Below are 17,103 nucleotides of genomic sequence, written 5' to 3'. Positions count from 1 at the left end.
CCAGGGTGGCCAACCATGTCGAAGAGTCAATTATTATTCTACTCATTTCCCCGTCGAAACGGGGAAATGAGGGTTTGTTACAGAATCGACTTCAGCGCGTCGCCGATATCGGCCAGGCTGCGAACGGTTTTCACGCCCGCGGCTTCCAGCGCAGCGAATTTCTCATCCGCCGTACCTTTACCGCCGGCAATGATCGCGCCCGCGTGGCCCATACGCTTGCCTTTCGGCGCGGTGACGCCAGCGATATAGCCGACAACCGGTTTGGTCACGTGATCTTTAATGTAGGCCGCCGCTTCTTCTTCCGCGCTGCCGCCGATCTCGCCGATCATCACGATCGCTTCGGTCTGCGGATCTTCCTGGAACAGCTTCAGGATATCGATGAAGTTAGAGCCCGGGATCGGGTCGCCGCCGATGCCCACACAGGTGGACTGGCCGAAGCCGTAATCGGTGGTCTGTTTAACCGCCTCATAGGTCAGAGTGCCAGAACGGGACACGATGCCCACTTTGCCCGGTTTGTGAATGTGGCCTGGCATGATGCCGATTTTGCATTCGCCTGGCGTGATCACGCCCGGGCAGTTTGGCCCGATCATGCGCACGCCCGCTTCGTCCAGCTTCACTTTCACGGTCAGCATATCCAGCGTCGGGATGCCTTCCGTGATGGTGATAATCAGTTTGATGCCTGCGTCAATCGCTTCCAGGATGGAGTCTTTGCAGAACGGCGCCGGAACGTAGATCACCGAGGCGGTCGCGCCAGTGGCTTCTACCGCTTCACGCACGGTGTTGAACACCGGCAGGCCGAGATGCGTGGTGCCGCCTTTACCCGGGGTCACGCCGCCAACCATCTGGGTGCCGTAAGCAATCGCCTGCTCGGAGTGGAAAGTCCCCTGGCTGCCGGTAAAGCCCTGGCAGATCACCTTGGTGTTTTTATCGATTAAAACAGACATTATTTCCCCTCCACTGCGGCAACAACCTGCTGAGCTGCATCCGTCAGACTTTTCGCTGCAATAATATTCAGGCCGCTGTCAGCCAGACGCTGTGCGCCCAGCTCGGCGTTGTTCCCTTCCAGACGCACCACCACCGGCACGTTTACGCCCACTTCTTCAACCGCGCCGATAATACCGTCGGCGATCAGATCGCAACGGACGATACCGCCGAAAATGTTCACCAGAACGGCTTTCACTTTCTCATCAGACAGGATGATTTTGAACGCTTCGGTTACGCGCTCTTTGGTCGCGCCGCCGCCTACGTCGAGGAAGTTAGCCGGTTCGCCGCCGTGCAGCTTAACGATGTCCATGGTGCCCATCGCCAGGCCTGCGCCGTTAACCATGCAACCGATGTTGCCGTCCAGCGCCACGTAGTTCAGCTCCCACTGCGCAGCGTGTGCTTCACGGGCGTCTTCCTGGCTGTGGTCGCGCATTTCACGCAGATCCGGCTGGCGGAACAACGCGTTGCCGTCAGCGCCCAGTTTGCCATCGAGGCACACCAGATCGCCCTGCTTCGTGATCACCAGCGGGTTGATTTCGATCAGCGCCAGGTCGCGCTCAAGGAAAATGTTCGCCAGGCCCATAAAGATCTTGGTGAACTGCTGAATTTGTTTGCCTTCCAGACCCAGTTTGAACGCCAGTTCGCGTCCCTGATACGGCATCGGGCCGGTCAGCGGATCGAGAGGCATTTTGTGGATCAGGTGCGGGGTTTTCTCCGCCACGGTTTCGATTTCCACGCCGCCTTCGGTGGAAGCCATGAACACCACGCGACGGGTGCTGCGGTCAACAACCGCGCCCAGATACAGCTCTTTATCGATATCGGTCGCGGCTTCAACCAGGATCTGGTTAACCGGCTGGCCGTTAGCGTCTGTTTGGTAGGTCACCAGGCGTTTGCCCAGCCATTGCTCGGCAAATGCGCGAATTTCTTCTTTGCTGTTAACCACTTTCACACCGCCCGCTTTACCGCGGCCGCCAGCGTGAACCTGACATTTGACTACCCACGGGCCTGCGCCGATTTTTGACGCGGCCTCTTCTGCTTCACGCGGGGTATTACAGGCGTAACCCACCGGCGCCGGTAAGCCAGATCTGGCAAACAGTTGTTTCGCCTGATATTCGTGTAAGTTCATGTGTTCTATCCATCCTTCAGGTAAACCTGGTGCTGAATCTGCGTTCAACCACAGGGCAGGTGATGTTTATCAGCCCGCCAGCGCTGCCAGCGGGCCTTATGCATTGGCTCTACACGTCCAGCAGCAGACGGGTCGGATCTTCCAGCAGCTCTTTAATCGCCACCAGGAAGCCCACGGATTCGCGGCCATCGATCAGACGGTGATCGTAAGAGAGCGCCAGATACATCATCGGCAGGATCTCAACTTTACCGTCAACCGCCATCGGGCGATCTTTAATGGCGTGCATGCCGAGGATTGCGCTCTGCGGCGGGTTGATGATCGGGGTGGACATCAGGGAACCGAACACGCCGCCGTTGGTGATGGTGAAGTTACCGCCGGTCAGGTCTTCAACGGTCAGTTTGCCGTCGCGCCCTTTCAGCGCCAGTTCTTTGATGCGTTTTTCGATATCCGCCATACCCAGCGCGTCAACGTCACGCAGAACCGGGGTCACCAGGCCGCGCGGCGTAGAAACCGCCATGCTGACGTCGAAGTAGTTGTGGTATACCACGTCTTCGCCGTCGATGGACGCGTTCACTTCCGGGTAGCGTTTCAGCGCTTCCACCACCGCTTTCACGTAGAAAGACATAAAGCCCAGACGGATGCCGTGACGTTTTTCAAACGCGTCGCCGTACTGCTTACGCAGATCCATGATCGGCTTCATGTTCACTTCGTTAAAGGTGGTGAGCATGGCGGTGGAGTTTTTGGCTTCCAGCAGACGTTCGGCCACGCGCTTACGCAGGCGAGTCATCGGCACGCGTTTTTCAGAGCGGCCAGCCAACTGCGGCTGTGGCTGCTGCTGTTGCGCGCTGGCAGCGGCAGGCTCTGCGGCTTTCGATGCATCCGCTTTACCGGCTTTCGCCAGGTGTTTTTCCACGTCTTCACGGGTCAGACGGCCACCGACGCCGGTGCCTTTGATGTCGCCGGCTTCCAGCGAGTGCTCGGCCAGCAGGCGACGGATCGCCGGGCTGAGCGCATCGTTATTTTGTTCTTCGAGCGAGGCCTGCTGACGCTGGGCTGGCGTCGATTCCTTCGCTTCTGCTTTCGCGCCGCTCTCTTTACCTGCGCTGTTGCCTTCACGCAGGCGACCCAGGATCTGGCGAGAGGTCACGGTGGTGCCCTCTTCTTCCAGAACTGCGTCCAGAATGCCGTCCGCCGATGCCGGAACTTCCAGAACCACTTTGTCAGTTTCGATTTCTACCAGAACCTCGTCGCGGGTGACCGCATCACCCGGTTTTTTATGCCAGGTGGCGACAGTTGCATCGGCAACGGATTCAGGCAGGTCAGGGACAAGAATATCTACGCTACTCATTATTTATCCTTTAATTAATCGACGTTCAGCGCGTCATTGACCAGATCTTGCTGCTGCTTCTGGTGAACGGACATATATCCTACCGCCGGAGAGGCGGAGGCCGGGCGGCCTGCGTAACGCAGTGCAGAACCAAACGGAATCACTTCGCGGAAATGGTGCTGGCTGCAATACCATGCGCCCTGGTTTAATGGCTCTTCCTGACACCAGACAAAATCATGCACATGCGCGTAAGGCTTTAATACTTCCTGCACGGCCTGGACCGGGAAAGGATAAAGCTGTTCGATACGCACAATGGCGACATCTTTCTGATCGTTCTTACGGCGCTGTTCCAGTAAGTCGTAATAGACTTTACCTGAACAGAGCACCACGCGTTTCACTGCTTTCGGGTCCAGCTCGTCAATTTCGCCAATTGCCGGCAGGAATGCGCCGTTGGCCAGTTCGTCAAGCGAGGAGACGGCCAGCGGGTGGCGCAGCAGGGATTTCGGCGACATCACCACCAGCGGGCGACGCATACCGCGCAGCGCCTGGCGACGCAGCATGTGGTAGACCTGCGCCGGGGTCGACGGGACGCACACCTGCATGTTCTGCTCGGCGCACAGTTGCAGATAACGCTCCAGACGCGCGGAGGAGTGCTCCGGACCCTGGCCTTCGTAGCCGTGCGGCAGCAGCATCACCAGACCGCACATACGGCCCCACTTCTGCTCGCCGGACGAGATGAACTGGTCGATAACCACCTGCGCGCCGTTGGCGAAGTCGCCGAACTGGGCTTCCCAGATGGTCAACGTGCGCGGTTCTGCGGTTGCGTAACCGTATTCAAATGCCAGCACCGCTTCTTCAGAGAGCACCGAGTCCCAGACGCGGAACGGGCCCTGGCCGTTGTGCACATGCGACAGCGGGGTCCAGGTAGAACCGTTGGTCTGGTTGTGGATCACCGCGTGGCGGTGGAAGAAGGTGCCGCGACCGGAGTCTTCGCCCGACAGGCGGATCGGAATGCCTTCGTCAACCAGGGTGGCGTAGGCCAGGGTTTCCGCCCCGCCCCAGTCGAACGGTTTTTCACCGTTGGCCATCAGCTGGCGATCGCTGTAGATTTTCGCCACGCGCGACTGCATTTCAATGGTGTCCGGCACGGTGCTGATGCGTTTTGCCAGTTCCTGCAGACGCTTCATTTCCACTTTGTTCGGGTACGCTTCATCCCAGTCGTGGTTGAGGTACGGCGACCAGGTAAAGGAGTGCATGTTCATCGGACGCCACTCTTTCACCACGCACTCGCCGGCATCCAGCGCATCGCGGTAAAGGTTGACCATCTCGGTGGCGTCTTCCAGCGTCGCGACGTTTTCCTGCTCCAGCTTGTCGGCGTAGATTTTGCGCGGCGTCGGGTGCTTTTTGATTTTCTGGTACATCAGCGGCTGGGTTGCGCTCGGCTCGTCAGCTTCGTTATGGCCGTGACGGCGGTAGCACACCAGGTCGATAAACACATCGCGTTTGAAGGTGTTACGGAAATCCAGCGCCAGACGGGTAACAAAAGCCACGGCTTCCGGATCGTCCGCGTTAACGTGGAAAATCGGTGCCTGAACCATCTTGCCGATGTCGGTGCAATACGGGGTAGAACGCGCGTCCAGCGGGTTGGAAGTGGTAAAGCCCACCTGGTTGTTGATCACGATGCGAACGGTACCGCCCACTTCGTAACCGCGCGCTTTGGACATGTTCAGCGTTTCCTGAACCACGCCCTGGCCGGTCACTGCGGCGTCGCCGTGAATGGTGATCGGCAGCACTTTGTTGCTGCTCGGCTCATCCAGGCGATCCAGACGGGCGCGTACCGAACCGATGACCACCGGGCTAACGATTTCCAGGTGCGACGGGTTAAACGCCAGCGCCAGGTGAACCAGGCCGCCTTCGGTTTCGATATCTGACGAGAAGCCCATGTGGTACTTCACGTCGCCGGTGCCGAGGTGTTCTTTGTGTTTGCCCGCGAACTCGTCAAACAGGTCCTGCGGTTTTTTACCCAACACGTTAACCAGCACGTTGAGACGACCGCGGTGCGCCATACCCAGCACCACTTCACGCGTGCCGCTGTTGCCCGCGTGGCGAATCATCTCTTTCAGCATCGGGATCAGCGCGTCGCCGCCTTCCAGCGAGAAGCGTTTCGCGCCCGGGAACTTCGCGCCCAGGTAGCGCTCAAGGCCTTCGGCTGCGGTCAGCTCGCTCAGGAAGCGTTTCTTCTCTTCCGCTTTAAAGCTGGCGTGGCCGATAACGGATTCGATGCGCTGCTGGATCCAACGCTTCTCTTCCGTTGACGTGATATGCATATATTCCGCGCCGATTGAGCCGCCGTAGGTCTGTTTCAGGGCGTCGATCAAATCGGCGAGCTTCATGGTCTCTTTACCGCCGGCAAAAGAGCCAACGTTAAAGGTTTCCTGTAAATCCGCTTCGCTCAGGTTGTGGAAAGCAAGTTCCAGATCCGCAACGCGTTCTTGCTGCCACAATCCCAACGGATCGAGGTTGGCGTGTTGATGGCCTCTGAAACGCCAGGCGTTAATCAGCTGCAGGACTTTGACCTGTTTCGCGCCGGCGTCAGGATCGGCGACTGAGGAGGTGTAACGTGAGGCATCCTTCGCCAGACGGCGGAAATAATCACGTGTTTTGGAATGGAATTGATCCGGTTTAGCCCCGGTGCCAGGCAGTTGCTGGAACATGGAGCGCCAGTGGGCGTCCACTGAATCAGGATCGGTTAAGAAGTCTTCATAGAGCTGTTCTATCCAACTTTGGTTTGCACCAGAGAGATAAGAAGAGTCCAGCCAGGCTTTCATTGCGCCGTTCTGCATCGTGATCCCTTAAGCATTTTTTTGCTTATTTCGCCATGGATAACTACAACGTACTTAGGGAGTACGTAGTACCAGGGTTCACTTTTTGGGCTCTTGGTGGCCCGGTAAGGAACCTTTAAAAACTGTCAACGCGGCAGTTTTTAAAGGTTTCCTGCACTGGCGGAAAGCATAGCGCTAACCGCCCATTTTGCCCGGTAAACATCGCTTACCGGGCGGGTTTTGTTACGCGCTGCGTTGCAACAGCATGGTCTTGATATGACCGATCGCCTTGGTCGGGTTCAACCCTTTAGGGCAGACACTGACGCAATTCATAATGCTGTGGCAGCGGAATACGCTGAAAGCATCGCTCAAATTATCCAGACGGTTATCGGTTTCGGTATCGCGGCTGTCAATCAGGAAGCGATACGCGGCAAGCAGGCCTGCCGGGCCGATAAACTTATCCGGGTTCCACCAGAACGAGGGGCAGGACGTCGAGCAGCAGGCGCACAGAATACACTCATAGAGTCCATCCAGTTTTTCGCGCTGATCCGGCGTCTGCAAATGCTCGCGAGCGGGTGGATTTTGTCCATTATTCAATAAGTAAGGCTTAATCTTCTCATATTGAGTATAGAATTGCCCCATGTCTACCACCAAATCACGCACCACCGGCAAACCCGGCAGAGGACGGATCACAATCTTCTGTTTTCCGTTGCCCAGCGCGGAGATCGGCGTGATACACGCCAGACCGTTTTTGCCGTTCATGTTCAGGCCATCGGAACCACACACCCCTTCACGGCAGGAGCGGCGGAACGCCAGGGTCGGATCTTTTTCTTTCAGCTGGATGAGCGCATCCAGCAACATCATGTCGCGCCCTTCTTCCCCTTCCAGGGTGTAATCCTGCATACGCGGGGCGTCGTCGACATCCGGGTTGTAGCGGTAAATGGAAAATTCGAGTTTCATCTGCCTGTCTCCGCGATTAGTAGGAACGCACTTTCGGCGGGAACGCCGGGCGCAGTTTCGGTTCCATATTGACGCTACGGCGCGTCATGGATTCCGTCTCTGGCAAGTACAAGCTGTGGCACAACCAGTTTTCGTCATCACGGTCCGGATAGTCGAAACGGCTGTGGGCGCCACGGCTCTCGGTGCGGAAATTTGCAGATACCGCTGTCGCAAACGCGGTTTCCATCAGGTTATCCAGCTCCAGGCACTCAACGCGCTGGGTGTTGAATTCGCTGGACGTGTCGTCCAGACGGGCGTTTTGCAGACGTTCGCGGATCGCTTTCAGTTGCTCCAGGCCTTTCGCCATGGCATCACCTTCACGGAATACCGAGAAGTTATGCTGCATGCATTCCTGAAGCGCTTTACGGATCACCACCGGATCTTCGCCGCTGCGGTTGTTGTTCCAGCGGTTCAGACGAGTCAGGGAGGCGTCGATGTCGGAGTCGCTGGCATCGCGCAGCGCGCCCTGCTCGGCGATGGACTCCTGCAAATGCAGGCCCGCCGCACGGCCAAACACCACCAGGTCAAGCAGCGAGTTGCCGCCCAGACGGTTAGCGCCGTGTACCGAGACGCAAGCGATTTCGCCCACCGCAAACAGGCCCGGGATCACCACGTCTTCGCCCTGCGCGTTCACGGTCAGCGCCTGGCCGGTCACTTTGGTCGGAATGCCGCCCATCATGTAGTGGCAGGTCGGGATAACCGGGATCGGCTCTTTAACCGGGTCGACGTGCGCGAAGGTGCGCGACAGTTCCAGAATGCCCGGCAGGCGCGATTCCAGCACCTCTTTGCCCAGGTGATCGAGTTTCAGTTTAGCGTGCGGGCCCCACGGACCGTCGCAGCCGCGACCTTCACGGATTTCGATCATGATGGAACGCGCCACCACGTCACGGCCCGCCAGGTCTTTAGCGTTCGGGGCATAACGCTCCATAAAGCGTTCGCCATGTTTGTTCAGCAGGTAGCCGCCTTCGCCACGGCAGCCTTCGGTCACCAGAACCCCCGCGCCCGCGATGCCGGTCGGGTGGAACTGCCACATTTCCATATCCTGCACCGGCACGCCTGCGCGCAGCGCCATGCCGACGCCGTCGCCGGTATTAATGTGGGCGTTTGTGGTGGACTGGTAAATACGGCCTGCGCCGCCGGTCGCCAGCACGGTGGCGCGGGCTTTGAAGTAAACCACTTCACCGGTTTCGATACACAGGGCGGTACACCCCACCACCGCGCCATCCTGGTTTTTCACCAGATCCAGCGCGTACCATTCGGAGAAAATCGTGGTGTGGTTTTTCAGGTTCTGCTGATACAGGGTGTGCAACAGCGCGTGGCCGGTACGGTCCGCCGCCGCGGCGGTACGTGCCGCCTGCTCGCCGCCGAAGTTTTTCGACTGGCCGCCGAACGGGCGCTGGTAAATACGGCCATCGTCCAGACGGGAGAACGGCAGGCCCATGTGCTCCAGCTCAAGAATCGCTTCCGGGCCGGTCTTACACATATATTCGATCGCGTCCTGGTCGCCGATATAGTCGGACCCTTTGACGGTATCGTACATGTGCCATTCCCAGTTATCTTCATGGGTGTTGCCGAGCGCAACGGTAATGCCACCCTGAGCGGATACGGTATGGGAACGGGTCGGGAATACTTTGGAGAGCAGCGCACAGGTCTGGCCGCTCTGGGAAATTTGCAGCGCCGCGCGCATACCTGCGCCGCCGGCACCAATCACAACTGCATCAAATTCTCTGACTGGCAAATTCATTAGACACCCCACACCACAACGAATCCATAAATAACGTAAACCAACAAGGCGACCACAATCGCCAGCTGCAACATCATGCGCAGCGCCAGAGGTTTAACGTAGTCGGTCAACACCTGCCACATGCCAATCCAGGCATGGATCAATACTGAAAACAGCGCCAGCAGGGTGAACACTTTGGTGAAAGCGGAAGAGAAGAAGCCGGTCCAGATCGCCCAGGTCAGATCGCCGGTCACAGCGAAGAACCCGATCAGGTAGATGATGTACAGCGTCAGGACGATGGCAGTCGCACGAACCAGAATGAAGTCATGTACGCCATTGCGTCCCAATGCGGAGGCGTTGCTTACCATACGAGAACTCCTGCGAGAAGTGAAAGCACGACAGTAATGATGAAAGAAATGTTTGCGGTACGCTTACCGGTCTCGAACGTCTCTTCCAGGTAGCCGACATCCATCAGCATGTGGCGAACGCCGCCGACGACGTGATACGCCAGCGCGGTGAGAATGCCCCACATGATGAATTTAACAAAAAAGCTACCCATGATGGCTGACGCCGTCTGGAAGCCTTCCGGAGAGGAGAGCGAGACGCCCAGCAACCAGAGCAGAATGCCGACAGCCACGAATGTGATCACGCCGGATACGCGATGGAGGATGGAAGCGATTGCGGTCACAGGAAACCGGATCGTTCGCAGATCCAGGTTAACAGGTCTTTGTTTTTTCGCGTTTTTTATCATGAATAGCGCCCACATGCTGTTCTTATTATTCCTTCCTCCGGGTCTGCAGGCGGGTCAGACAGCGTGCCTTTCTATAACTCTGCGTCATGCAAAAACATCAACTTCCTGTTTTAAAACGACGGGTTACTACGCTGGGTGGCTCTCGGTGCAGGGTATTCCGGAGACCTGGCGGCAGTATAGGTTGTTCACAAAATCATTACAATTAACCTACATACAGTTTGTCGGGTTTTAGTCGAAACAGTGACCAGGATCACGATACAAACATTATTTTAAATTTTAATCATCTGATTTGACAAATATTAAACAAAATTGTTACAACCATCACCGAAGAAGTCATATAATTCGCAAAAGTTATGAGGTCACACTTTCACCTGAGAATAAGTTATGTAACAGTGATCGGTATTGACCGGAGTAATTTAGCCAGGTATTAGTGATATACAGGTTTAATGAATACTGACTGCTAACTTCCTGATTTACTGTAATTTCGCCCTGATTCGAACCGTTGTCTGCAAGCCGCTGAGCGCTCTGTACCCTGGTTTCTCCCTCTGAAACAGAGCTGTGCGCCATACAACAAACTGACAACATGACGGTCGGGGACGAAGGTAATGACGATGAGTAGCGGTCTTAAGCAATAAGGCGCTAAGGAGACCGTAAATGGCTGACAAAAAAGCGAACATCACTTATAACGGTGACGCTGCTATTGAACTGGATGTGCTACACGGCACACTCGGTCAGGATGTAATTGATATCCGTAGTCTTGGTTCTAAAGGTGTTTTCACGTACGACCCGGGTTTTACCTCCACCGCATCTTGCGAATCCAAAATCACTTTTATCGATGGTGACGAAGGCATCCTGCTGCATCGCGGTTTCCCGATTGACCAGTTAGCCACCGATTCCACCTATCTTGAAGTCTGCTACATCCTGCTGTACGGCGAAAAACCGACCCAGGAACAGTACCAGGAATTCAAAACCACCGTGACCCGCCACACCATGATCCATGAGCAGATCACCCGTCTGTTCCATGCGTTCCGTCGTGATTCCCATCCGATGGCGGTCATGTGCGGTATCACTGGCGCGCTGGCGGCGTTCTACCACGATTCTCTGGACGTGAATAACCCGCGTCACCGTGAAATCGCGGCGTTCCGCCTGCTGTCGAAAATGCCGACCATGGCGGCGATGTGTTACAAGTATTCGATCGGCCAGCCTTTCGTTTACCCGCGCAACGACCTCTCCTACTCCGGTAATTTCCTTAACATGATGTTCTCCACGCCGTGCGAGCCTTACGAGGTGAACCCGGTGCTTGAGCGCGCCATGGACCGTATCCTGATCCTGCATGCCGACCACGAGCAGAACGCGTCAACCTCAACCGTGCGTACCGCGGGCTCTTCGGGCGCTAACCCGTTCGCCTGTATCGCTGCGGGCATCGCGTCCCTGTGGGGACCGGCGCACGGCGGCGCGAACGAAGCCGCGCTGAAGATGCTGGAAGAGATCAGCTCCGTTAAGCACATCCCGGAATTCATCCGCCGCGCCAAAGACAAAAACGATTCGTTCCGTCTGATGGGCTTCGGTCACCGTGTCTACAAGAACTATGACCCGCGCGCGACCGTGATGCGTGAAACCTGCCACGAAGTGCTGAAAGAGCTGGGCACCAAGGACGATCTGCTGGAAGTGGCCATGGAGCTTGAGCACATTGCGCTCAACGACCCGTACTTCATCGAACGTAAGCTGTACCCGAACGTCGATTTCTACTCCGGCATTATCCTGAAAGCCATGGGCATTCCGTCCTCCATGTTCACCGTTATCTTCGCGATGGCGCGTACCGTGGGCTGGATTGCGCACTGGAACGAAATGCACGACGACGGCATTAAAATTGCCCGTCCGCGTCAGCTCTACACTGGCTACGACAAGCGCGATTTCAAATCTGATTTGGAAAAACGTTAATTCCTGCCGATGTGAAAAACGCGCCTGCGGGCGCGTTTTTTATTGTCATTCGGAATTCATGGTTCTGTTCAGGAAAAAATTAACAACTTACTTCTTACATCGTTCAATCATTGAACCTGAGTTTATTTCTGGCAACCCGGACACCAGTAAAACGGCCTGGATGTTCGCGTTGTTTTTTCAATCAGATGACCGCAACGCTCACAGGGTTCGCCTGTCCGATGAAATACCCGAAAACGAAACAGTGCGCCATGGTGGATATTTTCTTGCGCCCTGCCGCGCGTTTGATACGAAAGACGCGGGATCGCCAGCAACGCCTGGCTCAGCGCCTCGCATTGTTCATCACTTAACGCCTGCGGTTTATGATGCGGCGCAAGCCCGGTTTCCCAAAGAATTTCAACCCGCAGGTAATTACCCAACCCGGCGAGAAAAGACTGATCCAGCAGCAATGCATCTAACTGGCGGCGGCGAAAACGCGGGTCGAGCAATCGCTGTTTCACATCCGCTGCGGTCAGGGTGTTATCCAGTACGTCCGGCCCGATGCGGGTCAGGAAAGGGTGTTGCGCTACTTGTTCCGCTGTGAGTATCGCGATCTCTGACGCGCTGTATAACAAAATCGCTTTGTCAGCGGATTCGAGCCGAACCCGCAAAATCCGCGTGGTTTTCGGCTCCCCCCCTGCTTTCACCACCCGCCACACACCGTAGAGTTGGTTGTGGCTATACAACACCAGCCCGCCGGAAAAATGGGTGAGCAGTGCTTTGCCACAGGTTTGCACCCGCACCACATGTTGACCGATCAAGCCCGCCTGGAAAGGTTGTAAAGCAGGAAAAGCAAACCATACAGAGGTTAATGGTTTACCCTGGATTGCTGCCTCCAGGTTGTCCGCTGCGCGGCGGATCTCAGGACCTTCTGGCATACAGATTCCTCAGTTACCCGGCGGTAACAGTAATGTTGCGTGCTAAAAACGCGTCACGCAACCTGCGGGCGAACGCCAGCGCGTGCGCGCCGTCGCCGTGCACGCACACCGTCTGGGCATTGACCGTCGCCCAGACGCCGTCCCGGCTTTGTACCCGGCCATTCAGCACCATTTCCAGGGTACGGGAAACCGCTTCCTCGTCATCGTCTATCAGCGCCCCCGGCTCGCTGCGCGGCACCAGCGAACCGTCCGCCAGATAGCCCCTGTCGGCGAAGACCTCCTCCCGCGTCGCCAGACCGTAACGTTCCCCGGCGCGGATCAGTTCGCTACCCGCCAGCCCGACCAGAACCAGGCCGGGATTAAGGTTTTGCACCGCGCGGGCGATGGCGTCCGCCAGCGGCGGCTGTTTCGCCGCCTGGTTGTACAGCATCCCATGCGGCTTGACGTGCGTCATCACCCCACCCTCTGCTTGCACGATAGCGGCCAGCGCGCCGAGCTGATAGAGCGTCTGGGCATAAACCGTTTCTGGCGGAAGCGGCATGGCAGTACGGCCGAAGTTTTCCCGATCGGGAAAGCCCGGATGCGCGCCGATGGCGACGCCGTGCGTCAGCGCCATCTGTACGCTTTCGCGCATGATCTGCGCATCGCCGGCGTGAAAGCCGCAGGCGATGTTCGCGGACGTAATCAGCGGCATCAGCGCGCTGTCGTTACCGCAGCCTTCGCCGAGATCGGCGTTGAGATCAATCTTCATTCGCCAGCCGCCATTCCAGTTGTTCAAAGTAGCGTTGCTGGTGCGTCCGCGCTTCCAGCGCTTCTTCCAGGGTGCAACGGTCGAAATGCAGCGGCTCGCCAAGACGCAGCTGCGCCAGGTTATACATGTCCGCCTCAATCACGCAGGCGATACGCGGATAGCCGCCGGTAGTCTGGGCGTCGTTCATCAGCACGATGGGCTGGCCGTTATGAGGCACCTGCACCACGCCGGGCAGCAGACCATGAGAGACCAGTTCGCGGGATTCTGTCCGCTCCAGCACATGACCGTTCAGGCGGTAACCCATGCGGTTGCTTTGCGGACTGAGTTTCCACGGCGCGCGCCAGAATGCCTCCTGAGCGGCGGGCGAGAATTCGTGATATTCCGGCCCCGGCAAGGCGCGAATGCGGTTGCCCCACAGCAGTTGATGTACACCACGGCTTTGCAGAAATTTGCGCGTCGCCGGGCGTAACGGCAGGCGATCGCCGTCCTGCAGTCGACGCCCTTCCAACCCGCCGAAGCCGGCTTTTAAATCGGTGCTGTACGACCCCATGATTTTCGGCACGTCGATGCCGCCAGCCACCGCCAGATAGCTGCGCATACCGCGCTTCGGCAGCGCCAGCTTTAACTGCTGGCCCGCGCGTACCGGCAAGCGCCAGCCGGTCCACACGGAATGGCCGTCCAGGGTCGCGCCGCAGGCTGCGCCGGTTAACGCGAACCAGCCGTCCTGATGAAAGGCAAGGGTGCATTGCCCGAGGGTCATTTCCAGCGCCGCCATATCGGGCTCATTGCCCACCAGCAAATTGGCGATGCGCAGTGCAGGCGTATCCATTGCGCCGCAGCGGCTGATGCCCGCCTGACGCAAGCCATGCCGTCCGCCGTCCTGCACCGTGGTGCTCATCCCTGCACGAATTATCTCTAACACACGCCCTCCTCAGACGGCACAAAACGTACCCGGTCGCCGGGTTGTAATAACGTGGCAGGCTGGCGCTGTGGATCGAACAAACGCAGATCGGTACGGCCAATAATTTGCCAGCCGCCGGGCGTGGGCAACGGATAGATCCCGGTCTGGCCGCCGCCGATCCCCACCGATCCGGCAGGGACTTCGAGACGCGGTTCGGCGCGACGCGGCGTAGCGAGGCTGGCGGGCAGCCCGCCCAGATACGGGAACCCGGGCTGGAAGCCGATAAAGTAAACGATATAATCAGCATCCGCATGGCGTTCCACCACCTGGCGCTCGCTGAGCCCGGTGTGGCGCGCCACTTCAGCAAGGTCCGGGCCGTGTTCACCGCCGTAGATCACCGGGATCTCAATCAGCCGCGATTCCAGCGTCACCGCCTCGCTCTCTTCCCACCAGCGCTGTAAGCGTTCGATGGCGTTCAGCGCCGAGGTGGCCGGATCGCGTAAGGTCACGGTGATGTTATTCATCCCCGGCATCACTTCCACCACCGCCGGTACGTCCGCCAGACGCTGTACCAGGCCCCAGATCCGCTGCTGGCTTTCAAGGGTGACCGGCGGTTCCAGCTCCAGAACCACCGCGCTTTCCCCTAACAAATAACACCGCGCTCGCTGCACTGTTTTACCCTTACTCAGGCTGGATTAGGGATGTCGATAAACGTGACATCGAGATCGGTGGTTTCGTTCAACCATTCACTCAGGGCGCGAATGCCGCCGCGCTCGGTGGCGTGATGGCCTGCGGCATAGAAATGCAGCCCCTGTTCACGCGCCGAATGGATGGTTTGTTCGGAGACCTCCCCGGTGATAAATGCATCGACGCCAAAGCGCGCCGCGCTGTCGATGAAGCTCTGGCCGCCGCCGGTACACCAGGCGACGCGTTTCACGTCGGCAGGCCCGGTATCGCCGCACCACAGCGGACGGCGACCCAGCCGCGCCTCAATCCACGAGGCCAGCTCCAGCCCCGGCACCGGCATCGACAGTTCGCCCCACGGCACCAGCGGTTCGATCTCGCCTTTGACTTCAATGCCTAAAAGCGTGGCGAGCTGGGCGTTGTTGCCCAACTGCGGGTGGGCATCCAGCGGCAAATGCCAGCCGTAAAGGTTGATATCGTTCGCCAGCAGCGTCTTCAGGCGCTGGCGCTTCATGCCGCGAATAACGGGCGACTCGCCCTTCCAGAAATAACCGTGGTGCACAATCACCGCATCCGCCTGCTGGCGAACCGCCTCGTCAAGCAGCGCCTGGCTTGCCGTCACGCCGGTGATGATTTTCTGCACGGTGTCGCGCCCTTCAACCTGCAAGCCGTTTGGCGCATAGTCGTTAAAGGCCGCGCTATTAAGCTGCTGATTGATCAGGCTTTCCAGTTCGGTATTTTTCATGATGACTCCCTGTTACTGTTTGCGCGCCGCTTCATAGGCTGCGAGCGTGGCGACACGCGCCTGTTTGTGTTCAACAATCGGGTGCGGGTAATCAATCGTTACCCCCTGCTTCTGCGCCCACTGCCAGGGCTGATGCACCGCTTTACCGGGAATATCTTTGAGCTCCGGCAGCCACTGGCGCACAAAATCGCCCTGCGGGTCGAAGCGTTCGCCCTGGGTGGTCGGGTTAAAAATGCGAAACCACGGTGCCGCATCATGCCCTGTCGAGGCCACCCATTGCCAGCCCCCGTTATTGGCCGCCAGCATCCCGTCCACCAGTTGCGACATAAAATAACGCTCCCCTCGCCGCCAGTCGATAAGCAAGTCTTTAACCAGAAAGCTGCCGACAATCATCCGTAAGCGGTTATGCATCCAGCCGGTGGTATTCATCTGGCGCATGGCGGCATCGACAATCGGGTAGCCGGTTTTCCCCTCGCACCAGGCGGTGAACTGCGCCTCGTCGTTGCGCCACTGGACCCGGTCGGTCCAGGGAATAAACGGCTTATAGCGGCACAGCGCGGGCCAGTATGCGAGAACATGCAGGTAAAATTCGCGCCAGATCAGCTCGTTAAGCCATATCGCGCCGCTACCGCCTGACAGCGCTTCTGGATGCTCGCGCAGCAAGCGATGCAGGCACTGACGCGGCGAGAGAACGCCAATTGTCAGCCAGGGCGATACGCGGCTGGTGCCATCAATCGCCGGATAGTCGCGTTTTTTATCATAGTCCGCCACCGACTGGCGGCAAAACTGACGCAGCCGGTTGAGTGCGGCGGCTTCACCTGGCGGGAACAGATCGGCATCAGGTTCGGTTTGCGGATAGTCAAACGGCGCAAACGGTTCGGGTGTGGGAAGCGGCCCGCTTTGCCTCACGGCAGGCGCGTTAACGCACTCCGGCAGGCCTTCATGCAGCCGTTTAATAAACGCGCGGCTGAAGGGCGTAAATACCTTATACATCTCATGGTTGCCGGTGGTGACGCTACCAGGCGCCAGCAATACGTAATCGTCAAATCCCTGGCACACCAGGGTATCGCCGAGACGCTTTTCCACGGCGGCGTCGCGCTGGCGTTCGTTCAGTTCATATTGGTAGTTGTAGAACAGCGCATCGACGTTGTGCGCATCGCAAAAGTTTTCCAGCGCCTCCACCGAGGCGGTAAAGTCATCCACTTCAAGCACCGTCAGGGGAATGCCCCGTTCCGCCAGCGAATGTTGCAGGGAGTAGAGGTGCGCCTGTATCCACGCCGCCTGGCGCGGTGCGAGATGATGATCGCGCCACTGCTGCGGGGTGGCGATAAACAGGCCAATCACCCTGGCCTCCGGGCGACGGCAGGCCGCCGCCAGCGCAAGGTTATCGTTCACGCGGAGATCGGCGCGAAACCAGACCAGATGGGTGGTCATA

General features: G+C 57.9%; 15 protein-coding genes. 1 reads left to right on the top strand and 14 read right to left on the bottom strand.

Annotated elements, in window-relative coordinates; translation table 11 throughout:
- Positions 1-77: 77 nt before the first annotated feature.
- The 8 genes from sucD to sdhC all read right to left on the bottom strand — a co-directional run bounded on the left by sucD (position 78) and on the right by sdhC (position 9,747).
- Entirely contained in the window at positions 78-944 is an 867-nt protein-coding gene (sucD, locus tag GV764_RS08490) for a succinate--CoA ligase subunit alpha (protein WP_002435969.1), read from the bottom strand.
- Positions 944-2,110 (bottom strand): ADP-forming succinate--CoA ligase subunit beta, encoded by a 1,167-nt coding sequence (gene sucC / locus GV764_RS08485; protein ID WP_125294508.1) that lies wholly within the window; start codon positions 2,108-2,110, stop codon positions 944-946. The genes sucD and sucC overlap by 1 nt, the downstream gene beginning before the upstream one ends.
- Positions 2,111-2,219: 109 nt before the next feature.
- Complete coding sequence (gene odhB, locus GV764_RS08480) at positions 2,220-3,458, bottom strand: 2-oxoglutarate dehydrogenase complex dihydrolipoyllysine-residue succinyltransferase (protein ID WP_161659770.1); 1,239 nt, start codon at positions 3,456-3,458, stop codon at positions 2,220-2,222.
- Positions 3,459-3,472: 14 nt separating this feature from the next.
- Positions 3,473-6,280, bottom strand: a complete 2,808-nt coding sequence (gene sucA, locus GV764_RS08475; RefSeq protein ID WP_161659769.1) for a 2-oxoglutarate dehydrogenase E1 component — start codon at positions 6,278-6,280, stop codon at positions 3,473-3,475.
- A gap of 222 nt (positions 6,281-6,502) precedes the next feature.
- On the bottom strand, positions 6,503-7,219 hold the full coding sequence (locus tag GV764_RS08470) for a succinate dehydrogenase iron-sulfur subunit (protein WP_161659768.1): 717 nt from the start codon (positions 7,217-7,219) through the stop codon (positions 6,503-6,505).
- Between the two features lie 16 nt (positions 7,220-7,235).
- A complete protein-coding gene (gene sdhA, locus GV764_RS08465) occupies positions 7,236-9,002 on the bottom strand; it encodes a succinate dehydrogenase flavoprotein subunit (RefSeq protein ID WP_161659767.1) in 1,767 nt (588 codons plus the stop codon).
- Positions 9,002-9,349 (bottom strand): succinate dehydrogenase membrane anchor subunit, encoded by a 348-nt coding sequence (gene sdhD, locus GV764_RS08460; RefSeq protein WP_161659766.1) that lies wholly within the window; start codon positions 9,347-9,349, stop codon positions 9,002-9,004. Before sdhD ends, sdhA begins: the two co-directional genes overlap by 1 nt.
- The gene (gene sdhC, locus GV764_RS08455; RefSeq protein ID WP_167509313.1) at positions 9,343-9,747 is read right to left on the bottom strand and encodes a succinate dehydrogenase cytochrome b556 subunit; all 405 of its coding nucleotides are present in this window, start codon (positions 9,745-9,747) and stop codon (positions 9,343-9,345) included. The genes sdhD and sdhC overlap by 7 nt, the downstream gene beginning before the upstream one ends.
- A 639-nt stretch (positions 9,748-10,386) precedes the next feature.
- Between sdhC and GV764_RS08450 the strand changes: the two genes are divergently transcribed.
- Complete coding sequence (locus GV764_RS08450) at positions 10,387-11,673, top strand: citrate synthase (protein WP_125294514.1); 1,287 nt, start codon at positions 10,387-10,389, stop codon at positions 11,671-11,673.
- A 122-nt stretch (positions 11,674-11,795) separates the two neighbouring features.
- On the opposite strand, the gene nei is transcribed toward GV764_RS08450, so the two are convergent.
- Genes nei through phrB form a run of 6 tightly spaced genes read right to left on the bottom strand, consistent with a single transcriptional unit; the run spans position 11,796 to position 17,102 of the window.
- Complete coding sequence (gene nei / locus GV764_RS08445; RefSeq protein WP_161659765.1) at positions 11,796-12,587, bottom strand: endonuclease VIII; 792 nt, start codon at positions 12,585-12,587, stop codon at positions 11,796-11,798.
- Positions 12,588-12,600: 13 nt separating this feature from the next.
- A complete protein-coding gene (pxpA, locus tag GV764_RS08440; protein WP_161659764.1) occupies positions 12,601-13,338 on the bottom strand; it encodes a 5-oxoprolinase subunit PxpA in 738 nt (245 codons plus the stop codon).
- Positions 13,328-14,260, bottom strand: a complete 933-nt coding sequence (gene pxpC / locus GV764_RS08435; protein WP_161659763.1) for a 5-oxoprolinase subunit PxpC — start codon at positions 14,258-14,260, stop codon at positions 13,328-13,330. The genes pxpA and pxpC overlap by 11 nt, the downstream gene beginning before the upstream one ends.
- A complete protein-coding gene (gene pxpB / locus GV764_RS08430) occupies positions 14,254-14,910 on the bottom strand; it encodes a 5-oxoprolinase subunit PxpB (protein WP_161659762.1) in 657 nt (218 codons plus the stop codon). The genes pxpC and pxpB overlap by 7 nt, the downstream gene beginning before the upstream one ends.
- Positions 14,911-14,924: 14 nt before the next feature.
- The gene (locus GV764_RS08425) at positions 14,925-15,668 is read right to left on the bottom strand and encodes a type 2 GTP cyclohydrolase I (RefSeq protein WP_161659761.1); all 744 of its coding nucleotides are present in this window, start codon (positions 15,666-15,668) and stop codon (positions 14,925-14,927) included.
- 12 nt (positions 15,669-15,680) lie between these two features.
- Positions 15,681-17,102 carry a deoxyribodipyrimidine photo-lyase gene (gene phrB, locus GV764_RS08420; RefSeq protein WP_161659760.1) on the bottom strand — a complete coding sequence of 474 codons (1,422 nt, stop codon included), beginning with the start codon at positions 17,100-17,102 and terminating at the stop codon, positions 15,681-15,683.
- Position 17,103: the final 1 nt, after the last annotated feature.

It is taken from the genome of Atlantibacter hermannii, assembly GCF_009907385.1.
Taxonomy (GTDB): Bacteria; Pseudomonadota; Gammaproteobacteria; order Enterobacterales; family Enterobacteriaceae; genus Atlantibacter; species Atlantibacter hermannii_A.
Note: the sequence above shows the minus strand (reverse complement) of the source record. Positions and strands in the feature narration are given on the sequence as shown.

Excerpts from the sequence above, each read along its gene's own strand:
- pxpA (WP_161659764.1), bottom strand. The coding sequence starts at position 13,338 with ATGAAGATTGATCTCAACGCCGATCTCGGCGAAGGCTGCGGTAACGAC.
- phrB (WP_161659760.1), bottom strand. The coding sequence starts at position 17,102 with ATGACCACCCATCTGGTCTGGTTTCGCGCCGATCTCCGCGTGAACGAT.
- GV764_RS08425 (WP_161659761.1), bottom strand. The coding sequence starts at position 15,668 with ATGAAAAATACCGAACTGGAAAGCCTGATCAATCAGCAGCTTAATAGC.
- odhB (WP_161659770.1), bottom strand. The coding sequence starts at position 3,458 with ATGAGTAGCGTAGATATTCTTGTCCCTGACCTGCCTGAATCCGTTGCC.
- sdhA (WP_161659767.1), bottom strand. The coding sequence starts at position 9,002 with ATGAATTTGCCAGTCAGAGAATTTGATGCAGTTGTGATTGGTGCCGGC.
- GV764_RS08450 (WP_125294514.1), top strand. The coding sequence starts at position 10,387 with ATGGCTGACAAAAAAGCGAACATCACTTATAACGGTGACGCTGCTATT.
- sucA (WP_161659769.1), bottom strand. The coding sequence starts at position 6,280 with ATGCAGAACGGCGCAATGAAAGCCTGGCTGGACTCTTCTTATCTCTCT.
- sucD (WP_002435969.1), bottom strand. The coding sequence starts at position 944 with ATGTCTGTTTTAATCGATAAAAACACCAAGGTGATCTGCCAGGGCTTT.
- nei (WP_161659765.1), bottom strand. The coding sequence starts at position 12,587 with ATGCCAGAAGGTCCTGAGATCCGCCGCGCAGCGGACAACCTGGAGGCA.
- sucC (WP_125294508.1), bottom strand. The coding sequence starts at position 2,110 with ATGAACTTACACGAATATCAGGCGAAACAACTGTTTGCCAGATCTGGC.
- sdhC (WP_167509313.1), bottom strand. The coding sequence starts at position 9,747 with ATGTGGGCGCTATTCATGATAAAAAACGCGAAAAAACAAAGACCTGTT.
- GV764_RS08470 (WP_161659768.1), bottom strand. The coding sequence starts at position 7,219 with ATGAAACTCGAATTTTCCATTTACCGCTACAACCCGGATGTCGACGAC.
- sdhD (WP_161659766.1), bottom strand. The coding sequence starts at position 9,349 with ATGGTAAGCAACGCCTCCGCATTGGGACGCAATGGCGTACATGACTTC.